Genomic DNA, 15,110 nt, shown 5'->3' on the forward strand with positions numbered 1-15,110 from the left:
TACAGTCCGTCTCGCAGAGGGGTTCTCTTTTATTCCGCCACCACGCAGCCGCCGATGGGGCGGATGTGGAGCACGTGGCACTTGCCCGGGCCGAACAGCTCCTCTATGCCGTTTTTGAACACGGTGAGGTACTCCTCGGGCACCCAGGCCTGGATGGTGCCGGCGAAGCCGCCGCCGTGGACCCGGATGGCCCCCATGCCGTCCAGCAGATACTCCCCCACCGTCAGAGCCAGAGGGATGGCCTGCTGTTTGGGGTCGTGGATGGACCAGGTGTTTTGCAGGCACAGGGAGGAGGACAGGCCGGAAGCGTTTACCATATTCAGGAAGGCTTCAAAATTCCCCTTTTTCAGCGCGCCTGCCTCCTGGGCGGCCCGGCGGTCGTCGCTGTAGAAGTGCATGGCCCGGAGCACCGCCCGGTCGCCGCACTCCTGGCGCAGGGCGGGGACGGCGGCGTGGAACTCCTCTTGGGGCACCTCCCGCAGCACCTGCTTGCCGAAATGGGCGGCCACCGCGCCCATCTCCTTCGTGATGTCGGCGTAGTCGTCGGTAAGGTCGCCGTGGCTGGAGGCGGTGTCCACGATGCACAGGGCGTGGCCCGACCTGGTGAAATCGTAGTCCACCCGCTCCACAATGGGGTTGGCGGGGTCGTTGAAGTCGATAAACACCGCGCCCCCCACCGAGGAGCCCATCTGATCCATCAGGCCGCAGGGCTTGCCGAAGTAGACGTTCTCGGCGTACTGGCCGATTTTGGCGATGGTCACGGCGTCCAGGGCGCCTCCACAGCAGAAGTAATTGAGGATGTTTCCGATGAGGGTCTCATAGGCGGCGGAGGAGGAGAGGCCCGAGCCGGACAGGACGGTGGAGGTGGCGTAGGCGTCAAAGCCCGACAGGGGATAGCCCAGTTCCCGGACCTTGGCGGCCACCCCCCGCACCAGGGCGGCGGAGGTGTTTTTCTCCTCCTCCCGGACGGACAGGTCCTCCAGGCCGATTTCCAGGGCGGGGTAGCCCTCAGACTGGACGCGGATGACGTTTTTCCCGTTGGGGGCGGCGCAGGCCAGCATGTCCATGTCCACGCTGCCGCACAGCACCCGGCCGTGCTGGTGGTCGGTGTGGTTGCCGCCGATCTCGGTGCGGCCGGGGCCGCTGAACAGAGCGGCGTCTCCGGCGGGGGAGAAGGCGTCCATCAGGGACTGGACCACGCGGCAGGCCCGATCCCGGGCCCGGTCCAGGCTGTCCTTCGTGCCGTCCAGGGCGTACAGGGCGGACAGCGCCGGGTCGTGCCGGCCGGCCCGCAGAGCCTCAAGCAGGGCATTGCAGGTACTCAAGGGAGGTCACCTCTTTCTGAATTACTGAAGCTGGAAAAATGTTCAAGGCCATTATAGCATGCCGGAGGGGGACGGACAAGGGGTTCTTGGCATGAAACCGGGAACGGCGTGTGAATTTTCAGGCCTCTGCCCAGCCCTTGCCCACGTCCACCCAGGCGGCGCAGCCGGAATAGCGCTCCAGCTCGGGTATGGACAGCTCAATGGCGCTGTTGCTGCTGCCGCAGGCGGGGAAGACCGTCTCGAAGCGCCTGAGGGAGGCGTCCAGATAGACGGTTACCCCCTCATTGACGCCGAAGGGGCACACGCCGCCCACCCCGTGGCCCACCAGGGCCTCCACCTCCTCCGGGGTGAGCATCTTGGCCTTGGTGCCAAATTGGGCCTTGTACTTGTGGTTGTCAATTTTGGCGTCCCCCGCCATGACGATCAGGATGGGGCGGCTGTCCGCCAGAAAGGAGAGGGTTTTCGCGATCCGGCAGGGCTGACAGCTCAGCGCCAGCGCGGCCAGCTCCACGGTGGCGCTGGATACGTCAAATTCCAGCACCCGGTCCGCGACCCCGAAGGTGTTAAGATAGGCCCTTGCCTTTTCGATTGCCATAAATATTCCTCCTGCTGCTTTGCCGCCGGAGCGGCGTAAGATTAGAAATCAGGTAACTGATTATAAGAATGCGCCAAAAGAAAACAAAAGTCAACATAGTGTTTTTCCGCTGGACCTGAAGGCGCAGATGTGGTATAGTAAAAAATAACCAGCTGAGCGGAGAGAAGCGCGGCTGAAACAGGAGGAATGTATGAAACGCTGCTATTTAGCCATTGATATCGGGGCCTCCAGCGGACGGCACATCGTGGGCTGGCAGGAGGATGGCGCGCTGAGAACACAGGAGGTCTTTCGCTTTCCCAACGGGGTAAAGGAGGAGAACGGGCATCTCACCTGGGATGTGGACGCCCTTTTGCCCCGCGTCAAGGCGGGCATCGACGCCGCCCTGGGGCGGTTCCCCTGCATTGAGAGCTTGTCCATCGACACTTGGGGGGTGGATTACGTCCTGCTCCGGGGGGAGGAGGAGCTCCGGCCCTGCTATGCCTACCGGGACGGGCGGACGGAGGCGGTGATCCCGTCCGTCCACGAAAAAGTCCCCTTTTCGGAGCTGTACGCCCGCACCGGCTGCCAGTTCCAGCCCTTCAACACCCTCTATCAGCTCTGTGACGACCTGCAAAAGGGTCGGCTGGAGGGGGTCACCGACTTTCTTATGGTGCCCGAATACCTCATGTGGAGGCTCACCGGGGTGAAGGCAAAGGAATATACCAACGCCACCACCACCGGGCTGGTGAGCGCCCGGACGGGGAAATTTGACCTGGAGCTGGTGGAGAGGCTGGGCCTGCCCGCCCATTTGTTCCCCAAGCTCAGCCAGCCGGGGACGGTCATCGGCGAGTACGAGGGGATCAAGGTAGTGCTGTGCGCCACCCACGACACCGCCTCCGCCGTGGAGGGCATCCCCATGGAGGAGGAACAGCTCTATATCTCCTCCGGGACCTGGTCCCTGCTGGGGGTCAAGACCCCCAGGCCCCTCACCGATGAAAAGAGCATGGCCGCCAACTACTCCAACGAGGGGGGCGTGGGCTGCAACCGCTACCAGAAGAACATTATGGGCATGTGGATTGTCAACCGCCTCCGGGGTGAGCTGTGCCCGGACAAGCCCTTCCCGGAGATTGTGGCTGAGGCGGAGAAGAGCGCCTTCGACGGTACTGTAGACGCAAATGCCCGGGCCTTCCTGGCTCCGGAGAGCATGCAGGCTGCCTTCAACGCTGCGCTGGAAGAGAAGCCGGAGGGAGTGGGGGACTACTTCCGCTGTGCCTACCGCTCCCTGGCCCTGAGCTATCAGAACGCCATCCGGGAGCTGGAGGAGAACACGGGCAGGACCTATGACAAGCTGTATATTGTGGGCGGCGGGGCGAAGAACCAGTTCTTGAACCAGCTGACGGAGGAAGCGACGGGGAAAAAAGTAATTGCCCTGCCCATCGAGGCCACCGCCCTGGGAAATCTTAAAATTCAAATGGAGGGTATGTCATGTTAGTGGAAACCAAAGCCCGGGTAGGCGTGTTCGCCATCGCCCTGGGGGCCTATCTGCCCCAGTTCCCGTCCCTGGTACCCGAGTTCCAGGCCCAGTATGAGGCCTTTAAGAAGCTGCTTCCGGACACCGTGGAGCTCATTGACGGCGGCCTGGTCACCACCAAGGAGCTGTCTCAGGCGGCGGGGGACAGGTTCCGGAGCGCCGACGTGGACCTGGTGATCCTCCAGCTGCTGACCTATGCCACCTCCTATAATATGCTCCCCGCCGTCCGGGACCTGGACGTGCCCGTCGTGCTGGTCAACCTCCAGAAGAAGCTGGCCCCCGACTATGCCAACACCGACACCGCCACCTGGCTGGGCGAGCTGTACGCCTGCGGGGCGGTGGGAGAGATGGTGGCCGACCTGGAGCGGGCGGGCAAGCGCCACGCCGTCATCACCGGGGTGGTGGAGGGGGGCGACCCCCATGCCCAGGCGGAGCTTGAGGACTGGTGCAGGGCCGCCCAGGTGCGCCGCCGCTTCCGGGACACCAATCTGGCCCAGATTGGCCGGCCCTACCCCGGCATGATGGACCTGTATATCGACGAGACCAACCTCTACCACCGGATGTGGCTGTACACCAAGCAGTTTGACTGGGAGAAGCTGTGGGCCATCGCCGACGATGTCGCCGACGAGGCGGCCATCCGGGCCAAGGCCCAGGATATTCTGGACACCTTCGACATCGAGGGGGGCGGCACCGCAGAGAAGGTCTGGGAGATGGCCAGGTATGTGGTGGCCTTCGAGCGGTGGGTGAAGGAGGAGCAGATCGCCTTCATCGCCTCCCACTACGACGGCTTTGCCCAGGGCAAGGCGGGCGTGCTGGACAGTATGCTCATCCCCGCCTTCTCCATGCTCATCAAGCAGGGGGTGGCCTGCGCCGTGGAGGGAGATATCAAGGTCGCTATGGCTATGAGCATCCTCAAGACCATCTCCGGAACCGGCCAGCTGTCCGAGATGTACTCCATCGACTTCAAGGAGGATATCTGCATCATTGGCCACAGCGGCTCGGGCGACGCGGACATCTCCGCCCAAAAGCCCACCATGAAGATTGTCCCCGTGTTCCACGGCAAGACGGGGGGCGGGTATCTGACCCAGTTCTATCCCCATCTGGGTCCGGTGACCTACCTGGGCATCACCCAGGACCGGGACGGCCGGTTCAAATTCGTGGCGGCCGAGGGGGTCAACGAGGAGGGCCCCATCTTCACCTTTGGCGACACCAACATGCGCACCCGCTTCACCTGCGGAGCCCGGGCCTTCTGCGACCGCTGGAGCGAGGCCGGCCCCACCCACCATATGGCTGCGGCCTCGGGCCGGCACATTGACACCATTTTGAAGGTGGCAAAGATCTTTAATGTGCCGGTGGACGTCATAACGCGGTAAAACTGCACGATACCCAATACCGAAGAAATTTGCCGTCCGCAGGGGCGGATATCAGAAAGGAAATGTTATCATGAACATGTTGGACGCGGAATTTGTCAAGGGCTTCATGCGCACGGCGGAGGACGGCTGGCTCCAGGGCTGGCACGAGCGCAACGGGGGCAACCTGAGCTATCGGGTCAAGCCCGAGGAGGTGGAGTCCGTCCGGGAGGAGCTGAGCCCCGGGGAGTGGAGGCCCATCGGCGCCGCCGTCCCCAGGCTGGCCGGGGAGTATTTCCTGGTCACCGGCTCGGGCAAGTACTTCCGCAACGTCACCATTAAGCCCGAGGACTCCTTCTGCCTCATCGAGCTGGACGGGGAGGGCGAGAACTACCGTATCTGCTGGGGCCTGGTCAACGGGGGCCGGCCCACCAGTGAGCTGCCCACCCACCTGATGAACCACGAGGTGAAGCTCGCCGCCGCCGGAGGAAAACACCGGGTGATCTATCACGCCCACCCCGCCAACATCATCGCGTTGACCTTTGCCCTGCCCCCCACCAGCGAGGCCTTTACCCGGGAGCTGTGGGAGATGGCCACCGAGTGTCCGGTCGTCTTTCCGGACGGCATCGGCGTGGTGCCCTGGATGGTCCCCGGCGGGCGGGAGATTGCCGTTGCCACCTCGGAGCTGATGAAGGAGTATGATGTGGCCGTCTGGGCCCACCATGGTCTGTTCTGCTCCGGCGAGGACTTTGACCTCACCTTCGGCCTGATGCACACAGTGGAGAAATCCGCCGAGATTCTGGTCAAGCTGCGGTCGATGCAGCCCTATAAGCGCCAGACCATCCGGCCCGACGACTTCCGGGACCTGGCTAAGGACTTCAAGGTGGAGCTGCCGGAGCGGTATTTGTACGAAAAGAACGACTGAGCAACTGGAAAAGGAGTGCTTTTATGAGGCTGCTGCTTGTACGCCACGCGGAGCCGGACTATGAGCGTGACTCCCTGACGGATAAGGGATGGCGGGAGGCGGAGCTGCTGGCACAGCGGCTGGCCCGGATACCGGCGAGGGCCTACTATGTCTCCCCTCTGGGCCGGGCGAAGGACACCGCCTCGCTTACCCTGGAGGGGGTAGGCCGGACTGCCCGGGAGTGTCTGTGGCTGCGGGAATTTCATGCCCCCATCCGGCGCCCCGACGTGTCCGGCCAAAAAATAATCCCCTGGGACTGGCTGCCCCAGGACTGGACTGCGGAGGAGCGGTTCTTCCGGGAGGACCAGTGGCATCAGGCCCCGGCCATGGTGGAGGGGGACGTCAAGAGGGAGTACGACTGGGTCACAGGGGAGCTGGACCGCTTGCTGGAAGGCCATGGCTACCGCCGTGAGGGCCGCTTCTACCGGGTTTTGGCCCCAAATAACGACACTCTGGTGCTGTTCTGCCACTTCGGCGTGTCCTGCGTCCTCCTGAGCCGCCTGCTGAACCTGTCTCCCATGGTCCTGTGGCACGGCTGCTGCGCCGCGCCCTCCTCCGTCACCACTGTGGTGACAGAGGAGCGCCGGGAGGGGACCGCCTCCTTTAGAATGCTGAGCTTTGGGGATACCTCCCACCTGTATGCCGGCGGCGAGGAGCCCTCCTTCGCGGCCCGGTTCAGAGAGTGTTACCAGAATGACTGGGAGCGGCGGGATTAGGCGCCGTTTGAAAAAATGGAAATATGCACAGTGGTGAGGGTTTTTGCCAGATAAACACAATTTTTCGCAGGAATACTGGATATGTTTCAAAAAAATGAGGCAGTATGGCGAAAAAAGACTCGCCCTTTGGACGTATTGACATTGACAGGGCCAACTTTTCTCCCTATAATGATAATGGAAGAATTTCGGAGTATTGCTCGAAAAAGGCAATGTGACGGGAGAAGAAGGGAAAAGAATGGATTTATTAGAACTTTTAGGCGTCTTTGGCGGCCTGGCGCTGTTCCTGCACGGGATGCAGATGATGAGCGCCGGCCTGGAGGCCGCCGCCGGCGGACAGATGAAGGCCGTTCTGGAGCGGCTGACCTCCAACCCTCTGATGGGCATTCTGATCGGGACGCTGATTACCACCGCTGTCCAGTCCTCCTCGGCCACCACGGTGATGGTGGTGGGCTTTGTCAACGCGGGCATGATGACTCTGAACCAGGCGGTGTGGATTATCATGGGGGCCAATGTGGGCAAGACCACCACCGGCCTGCTCATCGCCATGGACGTGGGAGCGCTGGCCCCGGTGGTGGCCTTCGCCGGCGTGGCCCTGATGGTCTTTGTGAAAAAGCCCGGCCTCCAGCACATCGGCCAGCTGCTGGCCGGTCTGGGCATCCTCTTTCTGGGCATGGACATGATGAGCGCGGCCATGGAGCCCCTCCGGAACGTTCCCGCCTTTGTTCACCTGATGGCCACCCTCTCCAACCCCCTGCTGGGCATTACCTTCGGCGCGCTGTTCACCGCCCTGATCCAGTCCTCCGCCGCCTCCATCGGTATTTTGCAGACCCTGGCCGCCGCCGGGGCGGTGGAGTTCTCCTCCTCGGTCTACATCCTGTTCGGTCAGAACATCGGAACCTGTATCACTGCCGTGATGGCCTCCTTCGGCGTCAACCGTGACGCCAAACGGGCCACCTGCGTCCATATCCTCTTCAATGTCATCGGCACAGTGATCTTCACCGCTGTGGTTATGATCTTCCCCCTCACCGGGCTGATTGAGGAGCTGGTCCCCGGGCCTATGGGTCAGATCGCCGTGATGCACGTGGTATTCAACCTTGCCACCACCGTTCTGCTCTTCCCCTTCGGCGGATATCTGGCCCGGCTGGCTACCCGGATTCTCCCGGACACGGAGCAGCCCACGCAGAAGGACGGGATGCGCCTGTTCTATCTGACCCCTGTGGCCGCCGGCGGCCGGGAGGGCGGCCTGGGCGTCTCCGCCATTGTGGTGGACCAGCTGCGCAGTGAGCTGCGCCGGATGCTGGAGATGGCCCGGCAGAATGTGGATGCCAGCTTCAAGGCTGTGATGGACCGGGACACCTCCCCCCTGGAGCGGGTGGACAGCCGGGAGCAGTATATCGACTATCTCAACCGGGAAATTTCCCGCTACATATCCCAGCTCATCTCTATTGAGACCAACGAGCGCGGGTCCCAGATCGTCAGCAGTCTCTTTTCCATCTCGGGCAACATTGAGCGCATCGGCGACCACGCCGACAATCTGGCCGGCTACACCCGGATGCTGGAGGAGAAGGACATCCCCCTGTCCGACTTTGCCAGACAGGAGCTGAACCAGATGCGGGATATCTCTCTGCGGGCCATGTCCGCCCTGCTGTCCAGCGAGGCCGGCACGCCCAACTGGCTGGCCCAGGTGGCCCAGGTGGAGCAGAAGATCGACGACATGACCCGCCAGTTCCAGCAGAGCCAGCTGGCCCGGATGCGGGAGGGGGTCTGCTCCGACGAGGCCTGTATCCTGTACTCCGAGCTGCTCACCGACTTCGAGCGTATCGGCGACCACGTTCTCAACATCGCCCAGGAGCTGACCAAGGCTCAGATTCCCCTGTGATTCCTGAAAAATTGCGGCCCCGTGGAACCACGGGGCCGTTTTTTGCGGGCCGCAACTGTTGGTTGCGGGAATTTCCAAGTCCGCTTGATTGCTTTTTGGCCGATTTTTCCTATAATTAAGGAAAATCGAGAGGAGGAAACACCATGACGTTGGCGGAAAAAATCCTGTCCCTGCGGACAGAGAAGGGCATGTCTCAGGACAGCCTGGCGGAGAAGCTGGAGGTCTCCCGGCAGAGTGTGAGCAAGTGGGAGACGGGCCAGTCCACCCCCGACCTGGACAAGATCATTAAGCTTGCCGACCTGTTCGGCGTGAGCGTGGACGAACTGGTCCGGGAGGGGGAGCGCCCTCAGCCCCCGGAGCCGCCCCAGCCCCAGGTGGTCTATGTGGAGCGGGAAAAACGGGGTCTGACCCCCATCCAAACTCTGGGCGTCGTGATGGAGATCACAGGCGTGGCCCTGGCTGTCATTGGGATCATGGGCGCTCCCCTGCTGATTTGGGCGGCGGCCGCCCTGGTCATCCTGGGCCTGCCCCTGCTGCTGGCAAGGAAGCACCCCTTTTTAATCACTGGATGGCTGGCGGTAGCGTTGAGTTGTCTGGTTTTGAATCCATATGTCGCTGTGTGCCCTTGGGGACTTGTAGGAGGACTTCAGCGGCTGTATCTCTTTATCACTGTGCCGGGAATCCGATATCGCTCCACCGTCTTTGCCATCGCGGTAGGGATTGTCCGGGGCTCTTTGACCTTGGCGCTGATGTTTTTCACCTGGAGGGCCTGGAAAAAGAAGCGGCCGCCGGAGGAAACATAACCCGCCGCAGCGGAAAAAGCCTCCCTTTTAAAAGGGAGGGGGACCGCCGGCGAAGCCGGTGGTGGAGGGTTTTTCTATCGAAACGCCCCGCCTCCTGGGAAGAAAAACCCCCAGTCACGGCTTTGCCGTGCCAGCCCCCTTTGCGAAGGGGGCCTTTTTATGCTCTCCCGGAAGTTTTCCGGTTTACAAGCTTCTTTTGCTATGGTAGAATAGGGAGACTTGAAAAAAGGAGCGTTTGTAACTGTGGCCTACAACTTTTTCCCTATGATCTCCCGGATGCGGTACATCAACCGCTGGGGCCTGATGCGCAACACCCGGCTGGAGAACATCCAGGAGCACTCCCACCAGGTGGCGGTGCTGGCCCACGCCCTTGCCGTCATCGAGAACCGCTATTTCGGCGGGCAGATCGACCCAGGCGCTGTGGCGGTGGCCGCCCTGTATCACGACGCCAGCGAGATTCTCACCGGTGACATGCCCACCCCCATCAAATACGACAACCCGGACATCCAGAGCGCCTACAAGGATGTGGAGGCGGTGGCGGAGCGCAAGCTGCTGTCCATGCTCCCCCCTGACCTGCGCCCCGATTTTGAGGAGGCGGTCACCATCCCTGATCCGGAGGTCCACGCCATTGTCAAGGCGGCGGACAAGCTGTCTGCTTACCTCAAGTGTGTGGAGGAGCTGAAGGCGGGGAATACCGAGTTCAAAAAGGCCAAGGAGCAGACCTTCGCCGCCCTGCGTGAAAATCCCAGCCCCGCCCTGAAATACTTCATGGAGCACTTTTTGGACGGGTTTGAATTGACATTGGACGAGTTGAATTGACCGTAGGGCGCGACGACCCGGCGCGCCGTTTTCGGACAGACAATATAGGCGCGGCGTGCCGGGTGGTCACGCCCTACAAAATGTCATAAGGAAGGAATTTTGTTATGAAAGCCATTGTTACCGTCATCGGCAAGGACCGGGTGGGCATTACCGCCGCCGTATGCTCCCTCCTCGCCCGGCACAACATCAACATTCTGGATATCACGCAGACTGTTTTGCAGGAGTTTTTCACCATGGTCATGCTGGTGGACACCGCCGCCTGTGAGCAGTCCATCGGCGATATGGCCGACATCCTCGCTCAGGCCGGCCAGGAGGAGGGCCTGTCTATCCGCATCCAGCGGGAGGATATCTTCAACGCCATGCACCGCATATAAGGGGTGGCTGCCATGTTAAATCAACACGAGATCATGCAGACCATCCAGATGATTGACCAGCAGCATCTGGATGTGCGCACCATCACCATGGGCATCTCCCTGCTCTCCTGCGCCCACAGCGATGTGAAAACCGCCTGTGACAAGGTATACGATAAAATTACCAGATACGCCGAAAAGCTGGTGGCCACCGGCGAGGCCATCGAGAAGGAGTTCGGCATCCCCATCGTCAACAAGCGCATCTCCGTCACCCCCATCGCCCTGGTAGCCGCGGCGGCGGAGACGGACAGCTATGTCCCCTTCGCCCTGGCTCTGGACCGGGCGGCCAAGACCTGCGGGGTCAACTTTATCGGCGGCTTCTCCGCCCTGGTTCAGAAGGGCATGACCGACGCCGACCGCATTCTCATCCGCTCCATCCCCGAGGCCCTGGCTGCAACGGATATTGTCTGCGCCTCCGTCAATGTGGGCTCAACCAAGGCGGGCATCGACATGGACGCAGTGGCCCTTATGGGCCGGACCATCAAGGATTTGGCCCAAAAAACCGCCGATCGGGGGGGCTTCGGCTGTGCTAAGCTGGTGGTCTTCTGCAACGCCGTGGAGGACAATCCCTTTATGGCCGGGGCCTTCCACGGGGTGGGCGAGCCGGAGAGGGTCATTAACGTGGGTGTCTCCGGCCCCGGCGTGGTGCACCATGCCCTCCAGGACGTAAAGGGCCAGCCCTTTGACGTGGTGGCCGAGACGGTAAAAAAGACCGCCTTCCGTATCACCCGTATGGGCCAGCTGGTGGCCCAGGAGGCCAGCCGGCGGCTGGACACCCCCTTTGGCATTGTGGACCTGTCCCTGGCCCCTACCCCCGCCATCGGCGACAGTGTGGCCCGGATTTTAGAGGAGATGGGCCTGGAGGTCTGCGGCACCCACGGCACTACCGCGGCTCTGGCGCTCCTCAACGACGCGGTGAAGAAGGGGGGCGTTATGGCCTCCTCCCATGTGGGCGGGCTGTCCGGCGCCTTTATCCCTGTCAGCGAGGATGAGGGCATGATCGCCGCCGCCAGAAGCGGCGCCCTCACCCTGGACAAGCTGGAGGCTATGACCTGCGTGTGCTCGGTGGGGCTGGATATGATTGCCGTCCCCGGCGACACCCCCGCAGAGACCATCTCCGCCATCATCGCCGACGAGGCGGCCATCGGCATGGTCAACTCCAAGACCACCGCCGTGCGGATTATTCCCGCCCCCGGCTGCACCGTGGGGGACACGGTGGAGTTCGGCGGACTGTTGGGCTCCGCCCCCGTCCAGCCGGTTCACCCCTTCTCCGCCAGAGACTTTGTGGCCCGGGGCGGCCTTATCCCGGCCCCTATGCAGAGCTTGAAAAATTGAGCGCATATAACATATAGAGTGGCGCCTCCGAAAGGAGACGCCACTTTATCGGTCGCTGGCCAGCCAGCTCTCTCCCTGAAAAATCAGGTCGTCCAGGTCGGGTCTGTTAGGTATGGGTATATCGGATGGCTTTTGAGGCCTGTTGTCGTTCATTCCGGTTCCTCCAATGTGTAAGATTTGTGATATACATATCAGTATATGCGGCAGGCTGAAGAAAATGTGACGATTTTTGTACAATTTGTTTTGAGAAATCAATTGAAAAATTTCTCTTGACATGACCGTGGATTTGTGATATTCTATTTAAGCATCTAAGACCGGAAGCCACCCATGCCGGAGTGGCGGAATTGGCAGACGCCCGGGACTTAAAATCCCGTGGGAGCGATCCCGTGCCGGTTCGACCCCGGTCTCCGGCACCATATCGCGGGGTAGAGCAATTGGTAGCTCGTCGGGCTCATAACCCGGAGGTTGCAGGTTCAAGTCCTGTCCCCGCAACCAGAAAAAGGAAGTAGAGATATCTAATCTCTACTTCTTTTTTTGTTGTTTTATGCTATATATTGTGTAATATCTTAGTTTTATTACAATATACAGTGTTTCTGTGATGACTGGAGCGATTAAGAATAGTTGAAACTAATTGGAATTATTTGTAATTACTATTGGTAAATGTTGAGTACTGTTGGTAAGTGTGGGGGAAAAGTTTCACTTTTTTCGCACCTGTGTGAAAATTGGAATAAGGAAATTAGTACTTGACAAAAATGCTCATATAAGTTATTCTATTTATAGAAGTCAGCTAGTTTAGAAAATGTAACCAGTGTAACCGCAATAACCACTGTAACCGATATATGTTTTTTGATTGTTAGGATACTTGCTTAATTTAGGGCAGGTATCTCTTTTGTTTATATAGACAAACTTCGCCATATATGATACAGTTAAAATAGTTAACCCTTATATATAAAGATTTTGGAGGGCTATGTTATGGCGGAAAATTCTAAAAAAGTTTTTTGGGTATTAGATAAGGAAAGCAGTACTTTCAGTGTGGACTTGAAAAATAGTATTAAGGCTGAATTAGAAAGTAGGTTTCAGTTTAAGCTGGTCATTTATAAAGATGCTCAGACGCACATAGAAAGCATGAAAATTACGAATTTTAAGGATGGGAACGAGAACGGTTCTATAATTACTTCCATAGTAGATTTGGGCCGTGATATGAAGGACTTCAAGAAATTCGGTGTAGTTATGGGGGATACCTATTTTAGAGATCTGGCCCGTGAGATTGAAAAGGAATATGCAAATATTGAAGTTGGGGAAGTCATTTTCTCCAAGGATGATACACGGTACAGTAATTTGATTACAGAAGTGAAGGAATTTTTTGCAGAAGGCACAGAATACATATCTGAGGAGTTTTGTTATATTCCGGTTAATATGTTTAATGAACTCTCGCATGACTGTGGTTATGGTGACTATGAGTTGAAGAAGCTGCGAAAGCAGCTTGACCAAGATGAATATATTCGTGTGGTGTCTGGAAGGTATGCAATATTAAAACGATTAGGAACTAAGCCAGAAAGAGTTATTGCATTTCATAGACAGAAATTAGGCATTACTATGCCAGAAAAACAGGAGAAGCGGAAAAAAAGGGATGATGGGGATGAATAAAAGGGATACTCTTTCGATTGCTCCATACTATGGCGGCAAGGGCCGCATGGCCCACTTTATCGCTGACCGGCTTAATTATGATGATACGGACATCTTTGTCACTCCATTTGGTGGTATGTGCCGGGTGTTGTTAAACAAACCTCGTCATAAAGTCGAGTGTTATAATGATTACAGTGAAGGCTTGACCGCTCTAATGCGTATACTGTCCGACCCCATTAAATCAGTGGAATTTATACATAGGTTGGAAGATGAAACGGTTTATAGTCAGGCGGAATTTGATAAACAAAAGACCGTTTTTGATAGTGCTGAAAAAGATTTAGAAGAACAATCAAAAATTCGGTTACGTCGGTTATTGATTGATAAAAAGATTGTTAGTTCCCATACCGCAAATGACTTACTTGATGAAATATTATGGCAGTCTTTTGAAATGGCAGAAAAGGCAGTTAACCCAAAACGAAAAACACCACCACATAAAATAATACCAACAGTACAAGCTGGTTTAAATAAGTTGCAACAGGTATTGCAAGCGGAAGAACACAACGCAAAAGGTAAGACTGCTAAAGAGCGTAGGAAATTCCAAGAAACATTGAGAAATTATCTTGCTGACTGGATTGAATCATATCAGTTAAAAGAAACACAAGGTTTTCTTGAGCGGTCAAGAGATTATAGTATAGACATTTCTGACATGGATTTAGCAATAGCAACTTATGTAGTATTTCAGCAGTCACGGGATGGAATGGGGCAAACATGGAGCGCCGAGAAGTTTAAAACAGATGAGCAGTACAGACGGCAGATCGTTAAACTGTTTGACTGTGCTGAAAGATTAGAGGGCGTAGAAGTTTTTCAAATTGACGCTATGGCCTTTTTTAGAAATATGATGTTTATAGACCCGGACACCCCATTAAATGAAGTACCATCTGCGTTTCAAGTGTTGAATGAGTGGATAAACAATCCCCGTGTTATGATGTACTGTGACCCTTCATATATCAGCGTGGATAGCGAAAAAGAGCTGTTAAAGGATATTGATGTTGACAGTACACCTCGTTTATCAGACGCAATTAAAAAGAATTATGGGGATAGAATGCCTAAGAATTTAGGTAAAATATACTCTATGTCATTTGGATATGACGACCAAGAAAAGTTTTTACGTTGTATTCAAAAAGCGAAATGCAGAATTCTGGTATCAAACTATGATTTGCAGTTGTACAACAAATATTTGAATGAGGGCACAGGATGGCACCGGGAAGAATTTCATACAACAACAGGCGTTGGAAGTAAGAAAGATAATAAGCGTGTAGAGGTCATTTGGTACAATTATTAAAAGAGCATAGATAAAATAAAAAGTACTCACTTTTGGAAGTGGGTACTTTTTTTGCGGCTTGTTGGTATTAGTAAGTAGATTTAATAAGGGGGGTGTATAGCTGAAGCGTACAGCGTTCCAGAGGGTTCTGGGAAGGTTGGAAAGGGCTGGAGGGGTTAGGGGTATGCTGAAGGAATGGAAAGGGCCAGAGGGGACCAAAATGGGGCCTAGGGGTATTAGGAAATTGGTGATAGTGGTCCTTGTAATACAGGCGGTTCAATAAGCAGGATGGTGAAAACGGAAGGCAGTAGGATAGTGTTCAGCATTCAACCAAATTTCTGTTTTGAAATGGATAATTGAAAAATCAAAAAACTATCCGCTCTCCTACAATATAGTTACGGTATAAGGCACGGCAGCCAGCCGTGTCTTTTGTCGTCTCAAAGCTGAAGCTGTAGAAT

At 57.0% G+C, this 15,110-nt stretch carries 13 protein-coding genes and 2 tRNA genes; 13 read left to right on the forward strand and 2 right to left on the reverse strand.

Going from position 1 to position 15,110, the window contains the following annotated elements:
- Positions 1–29 precede the first annotated feature (29 nt).
- Both D1641_RS09880 and D1641_RS09885 read right to left on the reverse strand, forming a co-directional pair.
- The gene (locus D1641_RS09880) at positions 30–1,325 is read right to left on the reverse strand and encodes a galactokinase family protein (protein ID WP_243149342.1); all 1,296 of its coding nucleotides are present in this window, start codon (positions 1,323–1,325) and stop codon (positions 30–32) included.
- A 118-nt stretch (positions 1,326–1,443) separates the two neighbouring features.
- On the reverse strand, positions 1,444–1,920 hold the full coding sequence (locus D1641_RS09885) for a YbaK/EbsC family protein (protein ID WP_160665198.1): 477 nt from the start codon (positions 1,918–1,920) through the stop codon (positions 1,444–1,446).
- Positions 1,921–2,110: 190 nt separating this feature from the next.
- Between D1641_RS09885 and D1641_RS09890 the strand changes: the two genes are divergently transcribed.
- The 13 genes from D1641_RS09890 (at position 2,111) to D1641_RS09950 (ending at position 14,673) form a co-directional block, all read left to right on the forward strand.
- Positions 2,111–3,391 carry a rhamnulokinase family protein gene (locus D1641_RS09890; protein ID WP_160665200.1) on the forward strand — a complete coding sequence of 427 codons (1,281 nt, stop codon included), beginning with the start codon at positions 2,111–2,113 and terminating at the stop codon, positions 3,389–3,391.
- Positions 3,385–4,803: an arabinose isomerase gene (locus tag D1641_RS09895; RefSeq protein ID WP_160665202.1), complete on the forward strand. Its 1,419-nt coding sequence runs from the start codon at positions 3,385–3,387 to the stop codon at positions 4,801–4,803. Before D1641_RS09890 ends, D1641_RS09895 begins: the two co-directional genes overlap by 7 nt.
- A gap of 70 nt (positions 4,804–4,873) precedes the next feature.
- On the forward strand, positions 4,874–5,704 hold the full coding sequence (rhaD, locus tag D1641_RS09900) for a rhamnulose-1-phosphate aldolase (RefSeq protein ID WP_160665204.1): 831 nt from the start codon (positions 4,874–4,876) through the stop codon (positions 5,702–5,704).
- 23 nt (positions 5,705–5,727) lie between these two features.
- Positions 5,728–6,459 (forward strand): histidine phosphatase family protein, encoded by a 732-nt coding sequence (locus D1641_RS09905; RefSeq protein WP_160665206.1) that lies wholly within the window; start codon positions 5,728–5,730, stop codon positions 6,457–6,459.
- 235 nt (positions 6,460–6,694) lie between these two features.
- The gene (locus D1641_RS09910; RefSeq protein WP_160665208.1) at positions 6,695–8,338 is read left to right on the forward strand and encodes a Na/Pi cotransporter family protein; all 1,644 of its coding nucleotides are present in this window, start codon (positions 6,695–6,697) and stop codon (positions 8,336–8,338) included.
- A 143-nt stretch (positions 8,339–8,481) separates the two neighbouring features.
- Positions 8,482–9,141: a helix-turn-helix transcriptional regulator gene (locus tag D1641_RS09915; protein ID WP_160665210.1), complete on the forward strand. Its 660-nt coding sequence runs from the start codon at positions 8,482–8,484 to the stop codon at positions 9,139–9,141.
- A gap of 243 nt (positions 9,142–9,384) precedes the next feature.
- A complete protein-coding gene (yfbR, locus tag D1641_RS09920; RefSeq protein ID WP_347707414.1) occupies positions 9,385–9,960 on the forward strand; it encodes a 5'-deoxynucleotidase in 576 nt (191 codons plus the stop codon).
- Positions 9,961–10,064: 104 nt separating this feature from the next.
- Positions 10,065–10,334: an ACT domain-containing protein gene (locus tag D1641_RS09925; protein ID WP_160665212.1), complete on the forward strand. Its 270-nt coding sequence runs from the start codon at positions 10,065–10,067 to the stop codon at positions 10,332–10,334.
- Positions 10,335–10,346: 12 nt separating this feature from the next.
- Complete coding sequence (locus tag D1641_RS09930) at positions 10,347–11,705, forward strand: PFL family protein (protein ID WP_160665214.1); 1,359 nt, start codon at positions 10,347–10,349, stop codon at positions 11,703–11,705.
- A 329-nt stretch (positions 11,706–12,034) separates the two neighbouring features.
- Positions 12,035–12,121: transfer RNA gene (locus D1641_RS09935), tRNA-Leu, on the forward strand.
- A gap of 3 nt (positions 12,122–12,124) precedes the next feature.
- Positions 12,125–12,200: transfer RNA gene (locus D1641_RS09940), tRNA-Met, on the forward strand.
- 477 nt (positions 12,201–12,677) lie between these two features.
- Positions 12,678–13,352 (forward strand): hypothetical protein, encoded by a 675-nt coding sequence (locus D1641_RS09945; protein ID WP_160665215.1) that lies wholly within the window; start codon positions 12,678–12,680, stop codon positions 13,350–13,352.
- On the forward strand, positions 13,345–14,673 hold the full coding sequence (locus tag D1641_RS09950; RefSeq protein WP_160665217.1) for a DNA adenine methylase: 1,329 nt from the start codon (positions 13,345–13,347) through the stop codon (positions 14,671–14,673). Before D1641_RS09945 ends, D1641_RS09950 begins: the two co-directional genes overlap by 8 nt.
- Positions 14,674–15,110 lie beyond the last annotated feature (437 nt).

The sequence above is a fragment of the Colidextribacter sp. OB.20 genome, from assembly GCF_009911595.1.
In the GTDB taxonomy this organism is placed as follows: Bacteria; Bacillota; Clostridia; order Oscillospirales; family Oscillospiraceae; genus Lawsonibacter.